Origin of the sequence: Candidatus Hinthialibacter antarcticus, assembly GCA_030765645.1 — a bacterium.
GTDB lineage: Bacteria > Hinthialibacterota > Hinthialibacteria > Hinthialibacterales > Hinthialibacteraceae > Hinthialibacter > Hinthialibacter antarcticus.
In genome coordinates this window covers 1-20104 of sequence record JAVCCE010000023.1, presented here as the reverse complement: position 1 = coordinate 20104, position 20104 = coordinate 1, and the positions used below count along the sequence as shown (strand labels likewise).

Here is a 20104-nt window from a genome sequence, read left to right as displayed (position 1 = left end):
TCCGTTATTGGTTCATGGGGTTTCGCCAGAGGTTGCGTAGAATTTCCCACGACGTCCCGCGGGAGAACCCCGAACGCCCGCCGAGCAAAAAGCGCCCCAGTTGTTTCAAGGTCAGATAGAAGCGCAACTTCCATAATGCCCAACCGCCAAAATGTTTCAACGTAAAGTAACACTGGCTGAGACGATATTCGATTTCGCTTGATTCCGGGTCTTGTTCCATACTGGCGCCGTGCGCATGCACAACCCTCACTTCGGGCGTATGGAAAACCGAAAGCCCTTTTTCTTTCACGCGCAAACACCAGTCGATGTCTTCAAAATAGAGAAAAAAGTTCTGGTCCCACGGCCCGGCTTCTTCCAGCGTCAGGCGGGGAAACAACATGCACGAGCCAGAAACCCAATCGACCTCGCGTGTGCGGGAGGCCTCGTTCATCGCCTCGCGCCGCGCCCAGGGTTCGCGCTGATTGAGGCCTTGTTCGAGGCGTTTGCGTTTAAGTTCCGCTTGCGGTGTTGGAAAACCGCCCCAGGTCTGTTGAGGGAAGTCGTCTTCTTCGAGATGAAGCGGCGCCAGCACGCCGGGAAAATCGAGCCGTTCCCAGATACGCTGCAAGGCGGCGACCTGGTCGATGGTGACAAACACGTCGCTGTTCAACAACAAGATGACACGGTTGTCGGTCGCCGCGACGCCTTCATTGACCGCAGCAGCGTAGCCGTCGTTCGCCTCGCGTTGAATCAATTTCGCCTGCGGAAAACGCGTCTCCACCATCGAGGCGGAGCCGTCGCTGGAGGCGTTATCGACCACCGTGACGCTGATCTGCAAGCGGCGGCTTTTGACCAGCGCGTCTTTGCTGAGCAGCGCATCGAGAAGTGATTGCAGATACGACGATGCGTTATAGTTCACAATGATTACGTCAATCACATTCTCACCAATTTCAAATCTGTTCTAGAGCGTTTGTCAAAAGTATGAACGAAAAGCGCGCCCGTAGGGCTCAGCGATAGATACAGCGATGAAAACTCAATCCGCACAGAATTCTGGCTACCACTACAAAAATTTCTCCACACAAATAATAACGCAGGAGACAACCTCTCAGTGTATCTCTCCAGCGAAAAAAATAAGATAGGCGTTGTGATGTTGAGGATTAACAAATCGTACGGCGAGTTCTTAACCCATCGTAACAACAAAGCCGGGCGCTTAACACAAGTAGGGGCACATTCGCCGTGACGCGCTGTGCCCCTACAAAATGAACCAATTGCGTTTCTTCCTATTTCACAACAACCCTCGGGCCGTCGGCGTAATTCACATACATCGCTTTGACGTTCGATTGATTGACGTCGCCCGCGTGAATGTATAGGCGATATTGCTGACGCCAGGTCTCGCCTGACTTTAACACGCGCGTCCCGTCATGGTCTTTGCCGATAAAGTGCGACAGGCCAAACGGGTTTGCAGTAAACAAACCATAGTCGCGCACGTGGTAGCGGGTCGGGTAAAACACGTTTTCGGGATTATCCATAATGGTCAATCCTGCGGTGGTTCCGCCCACCGGGCCGCTATAGTCGCACCAGGGTGAAGGTTTGCCCCAAGTATTTTTGGCGGTCGTCGCATCTTCCGCGTTGGTGATGAGGCCCGTCCCTTTTTTCTTGTCAGGCAAGACTTCGCGCATGGTATAGGCGGTGCGCAGCGAAAGCAGCCCGCCCTCTTTGGTGTCGCCAAAGGTCACGTCGCCGTCGGCTGGAGTCAACACAATATCGAAGTCCATCATGCGGGCGTCGTCACCGGTTCCCCAAATGGTGATGGTGCGCGTTTCATTTAATAATTTCTTGCCGTCCTCATTTTCCCAAGTGATCGCCTGTTCGATGCGTCCACAAACGGGGCCGTCGGCAACGGACGCGAATTTTTGATGGCGCTGGTAGCCCTGGTTATCGCCGAGATGCCAGAAATTGACGCCGTTCACGTCGCCGTGAGATACCCATAACGATTGATGATGAGGGTGGTCTTCCGATTCGCCGTCAAATTTCTCCATCGGAAAGCCGCGGGTCATACGGACGCCTTGCGGCCCGAACAACGGATAAAAAATTTGCAGCGGTTGTTTCTTTGAGGTCTCAGTCCGGTATTCCGTAAACGGCTTACCGTCAATGTTGATTTTAAGGGTCGCGCCGTTTTCTTCTATCGAAACCGCGTCAGCCGTTTTGCCTTTGCCATCGGCTTTGTGATAGACGCGTTTTTCAAACGGCTTTAAATCATTCACAATAAAATGAAGCAGCGACTTGCCCGCTTGTTGCACAACCTGACAGGCAACCGCTTCGTCTGACCCCTCGGCTTGAAGCCAGATCAGCCCTGCGTCCATCGCTGGCGCTTCGGCGACGACCGGACACAAATCGCGGGCGTTGGATCCGGCGAAAACTTCGATTTCAAATGAATGAACGGGCGCAACGATAGACAACGCAATGAAGACATAGAGACCTTGTACAAATTGTTTCATGGCAGTTCTCCCCAATTAGTTAAATACTGATTTTAGAAAATCAATGCTTTCGCGGGCGATGGTCTCGCCGTCGGGCGTGTAATCGAACACTTCGACAGAAACGTAGCCGTCGTAGCCGGTTTCGTTCAGCGCCGCGACGATGGGTTCATATTTCACGTCGCCCATGCCGGGGCCGCGCTTGTTGGGGTCGTTGGCGTGAATGTGGCGGGTGACGTCTTTAAATTGTTTGAGCGTATCAGCCGGCGAGGCGTATTCGCCGCCGCACATCGCTTTAATATCGAGATGCAATTGAAAATTTTTATGATTGACGGCGTTGATGAGATCGAGGCCGTCCTGGGCGCGGTTGATAAAATTGGTTTCCGCATGAGTCAGGGGCTCGAAACAAATCGTCACGCCACTTTCCGCCGCGAGGTCCATACAGCCGCCGAAGAAATCGACCGCGCGTTGGAACACGTCGTAATACTTATCGCCTTCGCTCCAATTGCGGGCGCCGGGCGAGCCGTGCACCATCACCTTGCCGCCCCATTCGGCGCACAGGCGAATGAGCTCTCTGTAGTAGTCCTGCGTTTCTTTCCGCACGGACGCGTCAGGGCAATTGATGTGCATTCTATTTTCGACGCCTTTCGGCAACACCAACAGCCAGTGCAAGCCGATGATGTCGAGGCCGTTGTCATCGGCGATTTGTTTGATGGTTTTTTTCTCGCCGGGCGAAAGTTCGGTCGCCAGTTTTCCGAAGGTGAACGGGGCGATTTCGACGCCGTCATAGCCGACTTTTGACGCGCATTCACACACGGTTTGAAAGTCGGCGTTTTGAAACGTCTCGTTGCAGATCGCAAATTTCATTCAGTTATCTCCCTTGAGCACGCAAACACGGCGTCGTCTCTTTTCAGCGCACGCCGCTTTCGCATAGGTTCGCATTCTCCGCTGCATTTGAATAGGGGCTGATTGCTCAAAAATGTTAGGCGTTGTCGTCGGAAACGGTCAAGGTATAAACCGGCATCACCTCAAACGAATGGACGCGTTTTGCCGTCAGACGCTTTTCGGGCAGACGAAACAGCACGTCGATCATTTGGCCTTCGATGCGGGAGACCACGCCGTGGCATCCGGCGGGCAGGTCGGTGAGGCAATCCCCGGCGGTGACGTAATGGCCAACTTCGATCACCATATTTTGATAGATGGTCGACGCGGCGCCGTCTTTGACTTTCAGCAGCGCCTCAGCCAGCGCCTCGCGGCATTCAGCGTCGGGCATTTCATTGAGGATATAGCGCAGGCATTCGCCCAGATGGCTATCGTTGAATTCGGGGTAATCGTCGAGAATACGCCCTTCGCGCAGGCAATGCACGATGGCGTTTAAGGTCGATTGGCTATACGAAACAAACACCGACCAGATCAAGGCTTTGAGGTATAACAAAAACAGGTTTTTGCTCATAATGTCTCCCCTGTTTTTATTATATCTCTTTCAAGCCATTTGACGATATCCTCGCAGCGATCAGGCGCTTTTCGATGATTAAATAGGCGGGGAAGGCAAAGACGATGGCAAGTAAAGAACCATACTGCATTGAAAGGAACGCTGGCTGCAACCATGAAAAAATACTGTTGGAATCACTAAAATATTGCATCATTTGCCATACATTCCAACAAGTCATAACCACGCCCCAAGAAACGAACAATAATCCCCAGTGTCTCCAAATGCTCATTGAAAGTTCTAACGACTCAACATCACTCTCATCGTTATTGATCAAATTCTTGACGGCGCGGATGATCTGCCTTGGATGGTGCAACAACAATAGATGAATCATTGACGGAAAAAAGACGCAAAACATCGAAGGGATATCAATGTAGCTCAAAAAAAATTCAAACTGAAAAAAACGATAGGAATTCGTGAATAACAGAAACGGCGCCCAGATCATCGACAAACATAGCAGCAACAGTATTAAGCGAATCCGATTTTTCATCACGTTACGTTCCTTCCAATCGAAGCATGTTATTTTAAGGGCGGGACTCTGGTCTCGTGAAGCAAACAGCCTGCGGCAGGCAGGCTTTCCCAGGGGGGAGAGGGGACAGAATGTTGATAATTATGTATCCATTCAATTGATGAGACGCGGTTTTGAAAACGCCGCCGCTTGTTCCTTCTCCCTTTGGGAGAAAGTGAGGATGAGGGAGCAGTAAAACTTAATTCGTCAGCGCCAATCAGTAAGGCGAAGCCCTCACCCTAGCCCTCTCCCAGGGGGAGAGGGGATAGATTTTATGTTTATTGAATCGTGAATTAGGCCGGAGTGTATCACTGAGCGTCAGCGTAGCGTAGCCAAGCGATAAATATAGAAAGCATTTCGAAAAGTACAGATGAATAAATACAACACGAAAGGCGGCGAGGCCGCCTAAAATTCCATGATTTCTTTTTCTTTGGCGTCGAGCACGTCGTCGACTTTTTTGGTGTATTGCTCGGTGAGTTTTTGAACGTCGTCTTCCATCTTTTTGGCGTCGTCTTCAGGGATGAGGCCGTCTTTTTGCGATTTCTTTAACGACTCGACGCTCTCACGGCGTTTGTGGCGGATGCGAATTTTGCCTTCTTCGCCGAATTTTTTTGAGACTTTGACTAAATCCCGCCGACGTTCTTCGGTCAGAGCCGGAATCGGCAGGCGGATGATCTTGCCGTCATTGTTGGGGGTAATGCCGACGTCGGCTTGCAGGATGGCCTTTTCAATTTCGCCGATCTGGCTTTTGTCCCAAGGCTGGACCACCAACATGCGCGCTTCGGGGACGCTGATATTGGCCATTTGCTTGAGCGGCGTCTTGGTGCCATAGGCTTCAACCATCACGCTGTCGAGCAGCGCCGGGGTGGCGCGTCCGGTGCGTAAGTGAGAGAGTTCGCGGCGCGTCCAATCGACGGCGTCTTCAAATTCGAGTTGGCATTCTTCTAAAAATTCGTTATCCATTGCTATCCATCCAACGTGTTAGTCTTCAGCCTTCACCACCGTGCCGACGGGTTCCCCGCGCAACGCCCGGGTAATTTCGCCAGGTTTGTTCATGTTGAAAATGGCGATGGGCAGATTGTTTTCCATACATAACGAGATGGCGGTCGAGTCCATCACGCGCAGGCCTTTCGCTAAGACCTCTTTGTAAGTCAGTTCATCATAGCGCTTTGCGTCTGGATTCTTCAGAGGGTCAGACGAATAGACGCCGTCGACTTTGGTCGCTTTATAAACGATATCAGCGCCGATTTCAATGGCGCGCAACGCGGCGGCGGTGTCTGTGGTGAAATAGGGATTGCCGGTTCCGCCCGCAAAAATAACGACGCGGCCTTTTTCGATATGGCGAATGGCGCGACGCCGGATATAGGGTTCGCAGAGTTCTTCCATGCGGAACGCCGATTGAACGCGGGTAAATACGCCTTCGTGTTCGAGGCTGGCTTGAAACGCGAGCGCGTTGATGACAGTGGCGAGCATGCCCATGTAGTGGGCGGAGGATTCTTCAATATAGGCGACGCCTGCGTCTGCGCCGCGCCAGATATTGCCGCCGCCGACCACCAGGGTCAACTCAAGACCGCCGCCTTGATGGGCGGCGGCGATCTCTTGAGAAACAGTTTGTAAAGTGGGGAAATTGACGCCGTAGCCTTTTTCGCCGGCTAGGGCTTCTCCGCTAATCTTGAGGAGTACTCTGCGTGGCTTTGCCATGGCGTCTCGCTCTGGCGGGACGCCGAACGGCGCGCCCCGCGTCGTCATTCACGATGAAGATTACTCTTCGCCGAGTTGGAACCGAACAAAACGGCGGATTTGAATGTTTTCGCCGACTTTCGACATGGTTTCTTTTAGAAAATCTTCAATCGAAACATTCATGTCTTTGATGAAGGGTTGTTCCATAAGGCAGATTTGCGAATAGAACTTGTTGATGCGCCCTTCGATCATTTTTTCAATGACGTTGTCGGGCTTACCGGCTTCTTTGGCCTGGGTGCGGAAGAGGTCGCGCTCGGCCTCAAGTTCGTCGGCTGCAACCTCATCGCGCTGCAAATAAGCAGGGCTGGAGGCGGCGATGTGCATGGCGATGTCTTTGGCGAACGTCTGGAAATCGTCAGTCCGCGCTACGAAGTCGGTTTCGCAATTCACTTCGACCAACACGCCGATGCGGTTGCCGGGGTGAATGTACGAATAAACGACGCCTTCTTTGGTTTGGCGTCCGCTGCGTTTCGAGGCGGCGGCGATGCCTTTTTCGCGCAGATATTTTTCTGCTTTTTCAAAATCGCCGTCACATTCTATCAGCGCTTTCTTGCAATCCATCATGCCAGCGCCGGTTTTCTCACGAAGGTCCTTCACTAAAGTTGCTTTAATCTCAGCCATCGTACTTATATCCTTATGATTATTCAGTTTTTCCGGGTTCAGTTTGTACCGCCGGAGCGGCTTCAACGGGTGCGCTTTCTTGTACGGGCGCGGCGGCGACTGGAGCAGCAGGCGCAGGCGCAGGCGCGGCGGTTTCAACCGCTGGCGCACTGGCGGCTGGGCTATCGTCTGCGGTCAAATTGACGGGCGTGTCGGAATTGTCTTCTTCGCCTGTCTTATCGTCTTGACCTTCGGCTGCGGCCATACGGCCTTCTAAGACGGATTCGGCGATGCGCGACGAGATCAGGCGCACTGCGCGGATGGCGTCGTCGTTGCCGGGAATCACATAGTCAATCATGTCCGGGTCGCAATTGGTATCGACGATGGCGATGACCGGAATTTTCAAGCGTCTCGCTTCGAGCACGGCGATGCGGTCTTTGCGGGTATCGGTGACGAACACGGCGTCCGGCATCCCGCCCATATCTTTAATGCCTGCGAGGTACTTGTCGATGCGGTCGCGCTGGCGCGACATTTCGAGACGCTCGCGTTTTTTCAAGTGGTGCATCTTGGCTTCGTCGCTGAGGATTTCTTCGAGCGATTTGAGTTTGTCGATGCTTTTGCGCAGGGTTTGGTAGTTGGTGAGCATACCGCCCAACCAGCGTTGGTTGACGTAAAATTGGTCGCAGCGCTTGGCTTCTTCACGGACGGTGTCTTGCGCTTGCTTTTTGGTGCCGACGAAGATGATCTTGCCGCCTTCTTGCGACAGATCGCGCACAAAACGGCAGGCTTCTTTCAGAAGGCGGACCGTCTTTTTGAGGTCGATAATATAGATGCCGTTGCGTTGACCAAAAATGTATTTGGCCATCTTGGGGTTCCAGCGACGGGTCTGGTGGCCGAAGTGGACGCCAGATTCCAGGAGCTGTTTCATGCTGACAGTTGTCATGTCAGACTCCTTAAGTACCCTGTTTGGGGTAAGATATAGCGCTTACGGGGCAGAACTCGATTTGTTTGGCTCATTGCGAATGGAATTCACGGGAGCGACAAAAAGGCAAGCCTCCAGGCCAGTTGAATAGTATGCCCGCCCCCCGCGTTTTTTCAAGGTTGGCGGGGCGGGTGAAGCCTCTCAAGATAACGAATATTTTATGTCCGTGTAAATTTCCGAAGGCTATAATTGCTCATTATAAAGTATGGAATGAAAATCTCACCGTGAAAAAGGTTGTCGTTATGAAAGATAACTACGATTTTAAGAAATCAGGCAAGAATCCTTATGCAAAAAAATTGAAACAACAGAGCGCCGAACTACCCAAAAAGATGAATGATTCAGATTATCTTCTTTCAATTAAAGGCATGCGGGTATCCATCCAGGAAGGGCTGAAAACGCCAGTCGAAAACTGTAGTGAGGAACGCCAGTCTTGTTCAGGTAAAGACAAGATATAAATTTTCCCCAGTAGGGGCGCAGCGTGCTGCGCCCGACTATTCCTACCCCTCCCTCATCTCCTCGATTCATAGATTATCAGGTTTTCTTCGCGATTGGCGAGGCTGAGCTGGTTTTGCGAGCGCACCATGCCCTTGCGGATGGCGTCGTCCAGCGGCGGTACATGGAAAAACGGGTGATTGGTGTTCGCAATAATAATAGGTACGTCGCCGGAAAGAATTTTGCTCCGAACGTCTAAAAACAGCGCAATGGCTGGATAACTTTCCGCCAGTTTCGGCTCGCGGCCAAACAGAGCGGCCAGTTGCAGGACCGCCGAAGGTTCGTAACTCGGCCTCAGCGGCGAACTGATGATCGAGCCGCTGCGGGTGGGCAGTTCATTCGCAAACGGAAGATCGCGATCTTCGATGAGCTGCTCCCACTCGGTGTAGTAGGCGTGCAGCAAGATAAACAGCGAAGACATATTTCCAACTATTTTGCGTTTGGCGTGATAGGCGAAATAAGGCGGCGCCAGGATTTCATCGTCTTCATCCGCCTTTGATTGAATGAGCCGCTGAATGGCAATCATCTCATCATGTGAGAGTTCAAACACAACCGGTGAATTGGTAAACGTGTAGTAATTCAACTGTATGGGCTTCATCACCAATGCCGGAACCACTAAAAAGATCAGCAATACCCATTTGCCCAGTTGAATCGCAGGCTGCAAGCCCGTCCCAAACGGCGCCGGGACCCCGGTCGCCATGAAAAATGTGCAGATGAAAAACGAAGCGAACAACGCGACGGCTGGCTCGCCGAGAGTGAATATATATTCGACCGTCCCGCCTTTGGTGACGAAAATAATCGAGCCCAGCGAAAAAATCGCCCACCAGATAATATAAGGTTTCGCCCGGAAGGTTTTGGTACTGTCGTCGCCCGCGAAGAGAAGAATGCCCGCCATTGAGGCGAAAACCCATCCGCCTTCCCAATGCAGGATGTCGCCGCCGTCTGTTACGAGTTTAGAAATAAAGTAAGAAAGCGTGCCTTGCATCGACTCAGTGGGGTAGGTGCCCACCTGGCGGAAAAACACGTGGTCAATATATTGCCCGTTGCTGTACCAGAGCATAAACGTCAGCATCAGAATGGCGGGCGCTAAAAATGCCAGCGCGTATTCTTTTATCATGGGGCGGAAATGCAGCCAGACAAAGAACCATTGCAGCACGACATACGGCAGCGCTGTCATGTTGACGTAACAGCATAAAACCGAAACCAGCGCAGACGCATAGAGCGCTTTTCCCGCCTGCTTTTCTCGAACAGCGGTCAGAAATAAAAGCAAGTTCAGCGCTTGCAGTAAGATAAGCAGCGGCTCAGATTGAAAGCCCGCCGACCACCAAACCCCCTCGGGCAGGAAGAGATAAATCGCCCCCGCCAGGTAGGAAACCAGGTTTTGGGCGAACATGCGGTGGCCGATGGCGACCACGCAACAGGCGGTTAGCGCGTGTTGAATGACCTGCCAGAGGCGAATAAAAATGTCCTCGCCCCCACCCAGCCCCATCAAAATCGAGCCGAGAAATAACAACAACGGAGGTTGAGGGCTGGGCAAGTCGCTGTATAGCAATTCGCCCAACATAACCCGCCACGATATATATAGATAGTTGCCGTCGCCGAAGTCGACGTACTTTTCGCTAATGCTGCCGATCGCTAACATCAGGTACAGCAATGTGGCTCCAATGAAAAAAGTTAACGGCCAGACGCCGCCTGGTTCAGTGGTCGGAATATACTCATCTTCCACCTCTTCTGCGGCTTTTTCGAGCGCAGCGTCCTCTTCAGTTTTCTCGTCTTCTTCGTCGAACAGATTCGAGCGCTTTTCAGGTTCTGGCTCTGAATTTAACAAATCGGGCTTTTCATCTTCGGGCGACTGCTGCACGGTTTTCCCCTTTTATTGGTAAGTGATGGGACAATATTGCCGAATTTTAAAAAAAAGTCCAGCGAGTTTTTGCAATAAGTTGCATGTTCTTCGCGCCTTATAATGCACGATAAACAGTGAAAATGTTAAGAAATTGCTTGAGATTCTTTTATTTGAACCGAACCTTGTAGGGACGGAGCGCAAAGTATAGAACTGAATGCGCCCAGGGAATAGAACTTGCTTCTTATCATTTTGGGTTTATTATAGTAACGCTTTAATTACCCTGCCGGAGCACTGGCAAAGTGTGTGGTTTGGAAGTACCCGTAGATTTTACTGACGCCTCTCAAGCAACTTGTTGCGCAGCAGCCATTTGTGCGTAGCAGTCGCGGCGGAGTGTTCGATAAAATCAACAGGAAAATCGTAGTGAATAAGCAGGGGCTTTGACGACAACGCTTTATAAGAAGAGATTTTTATGAAGCAAAAGAATGATTAGGTACGAGCCTTGATAGGCTGCACATGACGAAAAAATGTGGATAAGTCCCTTTTTTTTCTTGACATTGGCGTCAAATTCCTTAATCTAGTATTATAATTGTCCATTCTTTTGTTTAACACAAACGATGCGCCCGTTTTGGCGTAGAACTGGCTGCTTCACAGAGGGGGGCCAAATGAACAATCTGGTCTCAACGATTCGAAAAGATTACGACTCCTCGTGGATGCGTTGGGTTCGAGCGGACGACTTCAAAAGAGGTGAAAATAGCCCCATGAAGAATTGGATCGTAGCGTGTGTACTTCCGTTGCTGTTAGTTTGCAGTTTTGCTTTCCCCGCATTGGCCCAGGATTGGGATCTATCTCTTAACGATCCTCCGGCTGGGGATTTGACGGTTCCGACTGGTCTCGCAAGTTGGAACGGTCAAATGACCATGGTGTTGAAGGCCACCGATCTTGGGGTCGCCGACGCCACGTCTACCGTGACGTTGACCTTTAATAAGGGCGGCGTCAGCATTCCCTGGGTTTTGGGGCAAACCTCGCAAGGGTGGACGTTTGCGGCGAATGACGCCGAAGAGTCGGGCTATTCCAGTATCGCTGGAACAGTTGCGACGGGCGGCGTCAATGAATCGACCGTGCTTCGCCTTGTTGTGGTAGACCAAAATACCGCTGATTCCAACCTGCGAATCATCGGTTACCGCGACGGCGCCAAGGTCTATGACTCCCGCATTCAACTCGCGGGCGCTGACGGCCCTGTGGTTCCCGAAAGCGGGACCATTCTTTCCGCCAGCCCGGTCAATACCTACCAATTCAGTTGGTTGCGTTTCTCTTTGTCGTCAGCCTATGGCCCCGGCGAGGGCCCTGCGACGCCAAACGGCCTGTCGGACACCGCTGGTTGGGACTTTGTCTACAACGGCGATGTGCTGCCTGAAACCATCATCGCCAATGGCGGCGTTGATTGGATGGGGCAGGAAGCAGGCAACCTGGAATACGAAAGCATCGACTTTTCGTTAGGCGCCCAGGTCGGCGGCGTTTGGAACCGGATTGATGACAACTCCGGTCCTTCAAACAGTGCGCCTGGCTATACGTTTGCTAACGATATTTATAACAACTGGAACGGGCGCATGACTTTGGTGATGCGCATTAAAGACCTCGGCACCACCAGCGAAAAATCCGTCTTGGATATTCGCCTTGATGACGGCGCAGCCGCAGACGGCGTTCCTTATTGGACGCTAGGCCATGTCGCTGAAAGCGGCGACGGCCCCGCTGGTTGGGAATTTGGTCAAACCAATGACAGTCGCAACGGCAATGGAACCAAGAACGACACCCGCACCGGCGCTTCTGGTGAATGGGTCGTGATTCGCATCGTCATTATTGATGATGACCCGGCCGACGGCATGTCGTTGATCCAAGGTTGGCAAGACGGCGTCAAAGTTTACGAATCCGAACGCACCGATGATATTGGCGTTGGTCAGTTCTTTGAAACCGCTTTTCGCCGTACATCCGGCGGCAGTCCTCAAGCCTTGGCTTATGACTGGATCGCGATGAAATTCGGCAATGCCTGGCCCATCGGCTTCGGCCCCGAAACGCCTGCTGGGCGTTTTGACGGCGGCGGCTCACAATCGGCCAAGTTGAATCCCGATTTGGTTGACGGCGCAATCGGCTTTGACAGTATGGGTCTCGCCAAGACGGTCAGCGATCCTTCGCTTCCGATTGGTTTGAACAAATTGTTTGAAGTTGACCGCAATGGAATGCCCGTAACCCTGAGCCTGTTCTATCTGGGCTTTGATTCGATGCGCGACATCGAAACCGTGGCAAACGAAAATGGTCGTTTGACAGGCGTGTACGCCTTAGATAAATTCGCGGGTTCACACTCTTTAGCCGTCCAAGGCCCCGGGAACATTGTTACCGGCCCCAGCCTGGGCAGCGCATTGATCGAACCAGGCATCGGCGTCTCAACGCCGGGCAACGGCCCGCAAGTTGATTACTTCAATTCCGTGCTTGAATTTAACTCGACCCGCGCACAAGCCGACCAAGTCGGTTTGCCTTACTTCCCGTTCACATTAACGGATATCGCGCCTGACTCAGTGAAATTCGCTGGCGGCGACGACGCTATCGCCCGCGACCTCGAAATCGCGGTTGACTGGCGCCAAACCACCTATGGCTTCCAGGGTCTTTATGTCTTGGATGCATTCGGCGGCGTTCACTATATCAATAACGGCGACCTGTTGGCTGTGTACCAAAAGAACACCGCGCCGACCAATGTCGCACAAGTCAAAAATTACGAATCACAAACGCCGGTTTCACTTGCATTGAGCACGGCTGGCATCGACCAGTTCCAAAACATCGTTGGCTTCAAGCCTGTTTACATGCAAGACTATGCCGGTACGGATTCCGCCTTCAAAAAGACGGCGCCTTACTTCGCTAACTTCCCGGTTGCTCGCGACCTCGAAGTTATCAGCGACTTTGTTGACATGGACCAGGCATTGGTCGATGATTCAAACAACCGCAGCGCCATTGCCTCCGGCAGCGGCGTCGATGAATCAAAACTGTTCTCCCCCATCGCGATTCCAAGCGAACGCTTGAATATTGCTTCGACCAAATACACCAAGCGCGTTCTCGTTACCAAAGGCTATGCGGTCTTAGACGCATTCGGCGCGGTTCATACCATGGTTGAAGAAGCGGGCGTTCCCGTTCCTGCTCCGTGGGAAAGCCCCGCAAGCGGTTTGATGGACGCTTCGGTGGATGCGCCGTACTTCAACTTCAACATTGCGGTTGATCTCGAAATTTTCCCGAACGGTCAAGGCTATGCGTTGTTGACCCGCTTGGGCGCCATCGAAATCGTGAATTCCATTGGTACGACCATGGCGGACAACTTTGTTGATCCGACCATTCTAGACGATCAACCGTTCTTCGGATTTGATCTTGCCCGCGACTTGACCTTGGTCGGCAACGACGAAGGAAAAATCGTTGGCGTCTATATGTTAGACCGCTTCGGTACAGTCCATAAATATGGTGAAGTTCCCGCATTGCCGGGCAGCTCTTTGTTCTTGCCCACCGGCCCCAGCGGCGATCTTAAAAAATGGCAAGCGCTTGATCTCGAATTTTCACCCTTCCAGGCGAAGGCTGATATAACCCCGACCAAGACGCCGACGCCGACTGTGACTCCGATCCCGACGGCGACCATTACGCCGACGCCGGAGCCGACATCAACGCCGGTTCCGCCGACAGCCACACCGCTGCCGCCGACGGCGACCCCCATTCCTGCGCTGACAATGCCAGTAACGGAAGATTTTGAAAGCGTTATATTAGGGCCGTTCGTCGACGAAGTCGGCGGTGACGGAACCGATTGGACAAATGTTCCCCCATTTGGTTGGGCTGTAGACAGTAGCGGCGTTCCGGGTTTATTTGACCCAGAACAAGGTGTGACCGAATGGCAAGGCTGGGCGTTTGCGAATAAAGACGCATGGGTGGAAGTTGCGGGCGATCAAGAACGCTCCGGCTTTACGTCGGGCGTTGGTAACGTCGCAATCGTTGACCCGGATGAATGGGATGACAAGGGTGATCCCGAATCGCTGGGCGGTTATTTGGCCGTATTGCGTACGCCTCCGATTTCTCTGGCGGGAGTAACTGAAAATACAGTGAACCTGTCGTTTGATTCAAGTTGGAGAGACGAAGACGCCCAAAAGGTGCGCGTTGAAGTTTCATTCGACGGCGGCGCGCCTGTTGAGTTGTTGCGTTGGACGTCTGATCCTGAAGATCCAAACTTCCATGACGATATGGTCAACGAAGCCGTTGCTCTGAGTATCAATAACCCGACCAGCGCCAGCGAAATGGTTGTTTCATTCATCATGTTTGAAGCAGGCAATGACTGGTGGTGGGCGATTGATAACGTAATCATTCAAAGTGGAACTGGCGCCGAAATTCCGACGCCGACTCCTGTCCCAGCCGACCCGACCGCTACTCCGGTGATTGGTGATGCAACTCCGACAGCAACGCCAGTAATTGGCGACGCGACTCCGACTGCCACTCCGGTGATCGGTGATGCGACACCAACTGCTACGCCGGTGATCGGTGATGCGACACCAACTGCTACGCCAGTGATAACTGATCCGACCGCTACGCCAGTAATTGGCGACGCAACCCCGACTGCAACACCAGTAGTGGCTGATCCCACAGCAACCCCTGTTCCTGTGGATGCTACGGTGACCCCGGTTTCGGTTGACGCAACTGCGACTCCTGTTTCTGCTGACTCAACTGTAACCCCTGTTCCTGTGGATGCGACCGTAACTCCGGTTCCTGTAGACGCGACCGTAACTCCTGTTCCAGTCGATGCAACAGCGACGCCAGTGATAGAGCCGACTGCAACACCTGTACTCGTAGATCCAACCGCGACTCCAGCGCCGACGGCGACTCCCGGGCCGGTTGAAAACTTCGGCGTTACAGTGGCAGGCGGGCCTTACAATGTCAACGAAACGTTTACTGCGGTGGTTGCTGTTGACAAAAATACCACTGGTTTAGTTGAATACAACGTGTCGGTTGATTACAATCCGGCGTTATTACGGGCGGATTCGGTCAGCCAAGGCGCAAACTTTGGTACGCCAACCACAGATATTATCAATAGCCAAGGCCGCGTAACCGTCCAATCTACTCAAGAAACAGACGCTACGGGTAATGTGACGTTGTTTACCGTTACCTTTACCGTCTTGGATACGACTGGTGGTACAGCACAATTAAATACGACGATCAACACGTTTCGTTTAATTGATGAAATTGCTGTTCCTGGCGGCGGCAGTACATCGGTTCCATTAGGATAACCTGTACGCCGCGCTTGCGTTTTTTATCATACGAATGCACACTTCAGGCCGACGGTTTTCGTCGGCCTGATTTATTTCTGACTGCTACACTATTATCATCACCACCTGGGTTGGCGCATCGCCGGGCCGATTTGCTTCAAACAAAACACAAATAGGAGCCGTGAACGTTTCAATGATTGACCGGGACCAAAAATTCGTCACTGTATCGCTCACCTTCGATGACGTCCTGCTTTTGCCGGGCTATTCAGAACTCGTGCCCAACGAGGTCGATGTTTCAACGATCTTTGCGGGAAACATTCGCATCTCCAGTCCATTCTGCTCATCAGCAATGGACACCGTGACTGAATCCCGGCTGGCGATTGCCATCGCTCAAGAGGGAGGCATCGGCGTAATTCACAAAAACATGACGATTGAACGCCAAGCCTCTGAAGTCGACCATGTTAAGCGTTCAGAGAGCGGGATGATAATCGACCCCTTTACCTTGGGGCCAAATGAAACCATTGCGCACGCGCTGGAACTGATGGCGCGTTTTCGCATCTCCGGCGTCCCCATCACGGAAGATGATAAACTCGTCGGTATTTTGACCAACCGTGACTTGCGCTTTTTGTCGGAGGACGAAACCAGTGCGCCGATTCATACCTATATGACAAAAGACAACCTGGTGACCGCGTCGGAGGGAACTACCTTAGAACAGGCTCAAGCGGTCTTACAAAAACACCGCATAGAAAAACTCCCCGTTGTTGACGCCGAAGGCCGTTTAAAAGGCCTGATTACCATTAAAGATATTGAAAAAAAGCGTAAGTTCCCGAATGCGTCTAAAGATGATCTGGGGCGATTGCGGGTGGCTGCCGCCATTGGCGTGAGTGAGCAAGATACCGATGAACGCGCCGGCGCTTTGCTTGAAGCGGGCGTTGATGCGCTCGTCATTGACACCGCGCATGGTTACACCAAGCGGGTGGGCGATGCGGTACAGCGCGCTAAACAGAATTACCCAAAAGCGATCATCGTTGCGGGTAATATCGCGACCAAAGACGGTGTGTCGTTCTTATGCGACCGGGGCGTGGACGCCGTCAAAGTCGGCATGGGGCCAGGTTCGATCTGCACGACGCGAGTGGTCAGCGGCGCGGGCGTTCCGCAAATTTCGGCGGTATTTGATTGCGCATGTGAAATCGAGAAATACCCTGGCGTCAAATTAATTGCAGACGGCGGCGTTAAGTTTTCCGGCGACGCAGTCAAGGCGTTGGCGGCGGGCGCTCATTCCGTGATGATCGGCGGATTGTTCGCCGGGGCCGAAGAAGCGCCTGGCGAAACTATCTTCTATGGCGGGCGTACCTTTAAGATTTATCGCGGTATGGGGTCGGTCGGCGCCATGAAAGAGGGCAGCAAAGACCGTTACGGCCAAACGGAAGTCACCGAAGATCAGAAATTGGTGCCTGAGGGAATCGAAGGACGTGTTCCCTATAAAGGCAGCCTCTCTGGCATCATCTTTCAACTGATCGGCGGCGTTCGCGCTGGTATGGGCTATTGTGGAACTCCAACCATCGAAGAACTCCACCAAAAAGCGCAGTTCACTCAGGTGACTCAAGCGAGTTTGCAGGAGAGCCATCCCCACGACGTCTTCATCACCAAAGAAGCGCCCAATTATCGTTTAGGGTAAATTGAATCAGTCATTTATTAGAAGCCAACTCAAAAATACTGATTACGAAAATACTTTCCAACATATCAAAGACTAAGAAGCCAATTTTGGCATGGGTGTAACTCTGGGAGCGCCTGTGCAAAAGGGCCTGAAAGCCCACACCGAAGCGAGCAGAGTTGTAACCATGCCTATTTAAGCGGTTTTTTAAGTATTTTTGAGTTAGCATTTAGTAATCCAAAGCCTGATTTATTCGGTTCCATTTTCTCTACGGCGTCTTGATGACCACCGCGTTTTTTACATCATTAACCGGGCGCGGGCTGTCAAGCGTTTCCAGATAAAAGCCGCCGCTCTCTGTCTGCCAATGCGTTTTAATTCTCCCGCCGCTTTGGTCGGTGCGCCGTCCTTTTCCTGTTGGGTGTTCAGTATTCAATCGAACTGTAAGCCCGAAGACGAAATTCGCGGAAATCAGCCGATCAAGAATAATCTCCTGCTCTGTGTCTGAATGAAATGCGACCGCGTCCACCCACTTCTTACCGTCGCCTTCGCCAGTTTCCCAAGGGACCGTATCCTGCCCGTCGCCAAAGGAGTTCTGCCCGGTTTTCATGTCAATCAAAATATCGCCGTCATCTGCATTGAATCCAACCGTGCGTCTTGGTGAACCTGCTATTTTGGTCGTTAAGCCGTCGACGGCGCCGCCGAATTCAAAGCGCAGGCGCAGGTCTTTGGCTTTGATGGTTCCGTTTTGAATGCGGTCGAGGCTGACGTGAGTGTCTCCATAGTCGTTCGCGAAAGCCACATGACAGAGCAGTGAATTTTTGTCTTGAACGGTGAAGGGAAGCGCCGAACAAAAGTCATAGCCGTCGTGTAAAAACCGTACCTGTAAGTATCGGGGATTTTCGCGGTCTCCCCAATAGGCAATGATGGGGCGGCGCTGCACCCAGAAGTCGCCGCGATTAACCGAGCCGATGCAGTAGTTGGGATGTAAATAGGTTGTGCCGACAACATCGCCTTTCGTGTTGATTTGAAAGGTTTCGATGATGCTCTTCGGCTCTTTGAGTTCTAAAAAATGAGTAAGTAATTCATCTGGGCATTTGAAATCAAGCCGATATTCATCCAGCCCCAAGTCAAGCGGGCGTTTGTCCGAAATCTTCTTTCGCAATCCGGTCGCGACTTCAACCACTTGAAAAACGCGGCTGTCATCATTGAGCAGCGTTCGATAACTGCGGCTATGCGGCCCGGCCCATTGCCCGGTCGGCGGGTGAAAGCGCACGGCGGTGTGTTTCCAGGCGGTGTGGTTCAACTCTTCGACCAGTTTGCGGTCGTCAGCGTCCTCGAAGTGCATCATCATGCGGGTGATTTCCGATAGCGCCACCACGGTGTAGGTGGGGCTGTTGTATTCATTGAACGACCCGGTCTTCATGGTGGCTTCGTGAAAACGGCGCAGGCGTTTCTTCGCATAGTCGCGCAGGCCGTCGTCGTCCATTTGCTCGCCCGCAACCATAGTGACATAGGTCCCCATGATGGCGATGTTGGTGTAGCCCGGGCCGACGTTACGCTTGCGGATCGAGCGGGCGGCGTGAAGGATCGACTCGCGCAGCGCCTCGCGCAGGCCGTCGTCAAGGCGGTCTCGGTGGTAGATCCATGCGTGTAACAGCTGGACGCCGTTGAAGTCAGCCCAGTTCCAATCGGGCGGCGACATCATCTTAAGCGGCTCTTCGTAATACCATGACCAGATGCCATAGGTTTTGTTGTCGGGGTTCTGGTCTTGCAGGCTGATGATTTTTCGTAGGATATCTTGGGCGCGTTGCAGGTCGGCCTCTCTGCCTGAATCAAGCAGCGCCGCAGCATAGACGGACGACGAGCGGGTATGGTGAATGGGCGTTCCTTGTTTGAGTGTTGTGTGGTAGCCGATGTTGCCGACCGTGCCGCGCACGAGTTGAACTTCTGGGTCGTAATTGTCTTCGGCTTTTTTAAGCGCCATTTCGAGCGATTCGCGCTGCCAGTCTTTGAGTTGTGACTGCGCCGATGCGGTCGTCGCTAATGCGGGCGCCGCTGCGGCTGCGATGAGGGATGCGTTAAACCGCCTGCGGGATAGTTCAAACGTGGTCATGGTTCTCTCCACCAATCAGGATAATGCGCTTTTATCACAATAAACAAAGTGAATTGATTTCGCAAGCAGGCGGAGTATATTAGAAAGCGATAGAAAGGTTTTTATAAGGCAAGTCAGTCACAAGATAGAATTTCTTTAATTGGCATGGGTACATCTCTGCTTGCTTCAATGCGGGCTTTCTGGCCCTTTTGCACAGGCGCTCCCAGATCTGCACCCATGCCTTTCGCAGCGAACGATCAAGCATTTTTGAGAAAGTTTATAAATTGAACTAGTTGAAAATGGATAATAAATCAATCATAAATCAATTAATAAAAGTGGGGACTGATCTTGATAATCTCAAGACTCACATAAGCCTATTGCATATGAATGGCTATGGACATATTAATAGAATAAACAAGAATGATTGGGAAAAAGAAGTATCAGGATTATCAACTCAAGAATTAGTATTCCTAATTAAAGGTTTAGTCTTTGCAGAAAAAGAATTGAATTGGTACGGCGGGTCAGTGGCAGGTTCAATATGGCTATTTAAAATCTTGATTGATCTCAATGTATCAATTCAAACATTAGATCAAGTTTCACTATGGGTAATTAAGAATACAAGAAATCCATACAACCCATTTGGTACTGCAATATATGGTAACGCGAAAAACTATTCTGAATACTTACTTTTCTCAAGAGAGAGAAGTATTAGAATCAGGGAATCAATTGAAAATGACAAAGAGTTTGAAAAGATTGCAGAATTGCAAAGAGATAGGCGGAAATTATTGCGTCAAAGAAGTCATAGTTTGAGAAAAACATCAGTAAGAGATGAGTTAATAGAAAAATTGTAACACTTTAGCCGCCTGAAGCAAGTTTGCCGGGAAATAGAGGGAGTGCATGACCGGAGGCGATGGATTGTAATGCATCCACGACGGTGTCGACAACGGGAAGGTCACGCCGTTTGAGGGTACG

At 51.8% G+C, this 20104-nt stretch carries 14 protein-coding genes and 1 pseudogene; 4 read left to right on the top strand and 11 right to left on the bottom strand.

Translation table 11 applies throughout. From position 1 onward, the window contains the following. Window positions 1-4: 4 nt before the first annotated feature. The 9 genes and pseudogenes from P9L94_06745 to rpsB all read right to left on the bottom strand — a co-directional run bounded on the left by P9L94_06745 (window position 5) and on the right by rpsB (window position 7733). The gene (locus P9L94_06745; protein ID MDP8243761.1) at window positions 5-916 is read right to left on the bottom strand and encodes a glycosyltransferase family 2 protein; all 912 of its coding nucleotides are present in this window, start codon (window positions 914-916) and stop codon (window positions 5-7) included. Window positions 917-1259: 343 nt separating this feature from the next. Continuing rightward, the gene (locus P9L94_06740; GenBank protein ID MDP8243760.1) at window positions 1260-2477 is read right to left on the bottom strand and encodes a PmoA family protein; all 1218 of its coding nucleotides are present in this window, start codon (window positions 2475-2477) and stop codon (window positions 1260-1262) included. 15 nt (window positions 2478-2492) lie between these two features. Beyond that, window positions 2493-3320, bottom strand: coding sequence for a sugar phosphate isomerase/epimerase family protein (locus P9L94_06735; protein ID MDP8243759.1), 828 nt, complete (start codon window positions 3318-3320; stop codon window positions 2493-2495). Between the two features lie 115 nt (window positions 3321-3435). Continuing rightward, window positions 3436-3906 (bottom strand): hypothetical protein, encoded by a 471-nt coding sequence (locus P9L94_06730; protein MDP8243758.1) that lies wholly within the window; start codon window positions 3904-3906, stop codon window positions 3436-3438. Between the two features lie 19 nt (window positions 3907-3925). Beyond that, window positions 3926-4432: a hypothetical protein gene (locus P9L94_06725; GenBank protein MDP8243757.1), complete on the bottom strand. Its 507-nt coding sequence runs from the start codon at window positions 4430-4432 to the stop codon at window positions 3926-3928. Window positions 4433-4855: 423 nt separating this feature from the next. Further along, the gene (frr, locus tag P9L94_06720; protein MDP8243756.1) at window positions 4856-5413 is read right to left on the bottom strand and encodes a ribosome recycling factor; all 558 of its coding nucleotides are present in this window, start codon (window positions 5411-5413) and stop codon (window positions 4856-4858) included. Between the two features lie 18 nt (window positions 5414-5431). After that, a complete protein-coding gene (gene pyrH / locus P9L94_06715; GenBank protein ID MDP8243755.1) occupies window positions 5432-6199 on the bottom strand; it encodes a UMP kinase in 768 nt (255 codons plus the stop codon). Between the two features lie 12 nt (window positions 6200-6211). Beyond that, a complete protein-coding gene (gene tsf, locus P9L94_06710) occupies window positions 6212-6811 on the bottom strand; it encodes a translation elongation factor Ts (GenBank protein ID MDP8243754.1) in 600 nt (199 codons plus the stop codon). Between the two features lie 244 nt (window positions 6812-7055). After that, window positions 7056-7733 (bottom strand): annotated as a pseudogene (gene rpsB / locus P9L94_06705) (30S ribosomal protein S2). A gap of 263 nt (window positions 7734-7996) precedes the next feature. Between rpsB and P9L94_06700 the strand changes: the two are divergent. Then, entirely contained in the window at window positions 7997-8227 is a 231-nt protein-coding gene (locus P9L94_06700; protein MDP8243753.1) for a hypothetical protein, read from the top strand. A 53-nt stretch (window positions 8228-8280) separates the two neighbouring features. Here P9L94_06700 and P9L94_06695 read toward each other — a convergent pair whose 3' ends face one another. Next, a complete protein-coding gene (locus P9L94_06695; protein MDP8243752.1) occupies window positions 8281-10125 on the bottom strand; it encodes a glycosyltransferase family 39 protein in 1845 nt (614 codons plus the stop codon). A gap of 644 nt (window positions 10126-10769) precedes the next feature. Between P9L94_06695 and P9L94_06690 the strand changes: the two genes are divergently transcribed. Then, complete coding sequence (locus tag P9L94_06690) at window positions 10770-15407, top strand: cohesin domain-containing protein (GenBank protein ID MDP8243751.1); 4638 nt, start codon at window positions 10770-10772, stop codon at window positions 15405-15407. 172 nt (window positions 15408-15579) lie between these two features. Then, window positions 15580-17064 (top strand): IMP dehydrogenase, encoded by a 1485-nt coding sequence (guaB, locus tag P9L94_06685; protein ID MDP8243750.1) that lies wholly within the window; start codon window positions 15580-15582, stop codon window positions 17062-17064. A gap of 244 nt (window positions 17065-17308) precedes the next feature. On the opposite strand, the gene P9L94_06680 is transcribed toward guaB, so the two are convergent. Then, window positions 17309-19153, bottom strand: a complete 1845-nt coding sequence (locus tag P9L94_06680) for a hypothetical protein (GenBank protein ID MDP8243749.1) — start codon at window positions 19151-19153, stop codon at window positions 17309-17311. 278 nt (window positions 19154-19431) lie between these two features. On the opposite strand from P9L94_06680, the gene P9L94_06675 reads away from it, so the two are divergent. Continuing rightward, entirely contained in the window at window positions 19432-19983 is a 552-nt protein-coding gene (locus P9L94_06675) for a hypothetical protein (GenBank protein MDP8243748.1), read from the top strand. Window positions 19984-20104 lie beyond the last annotated feature (121 nt).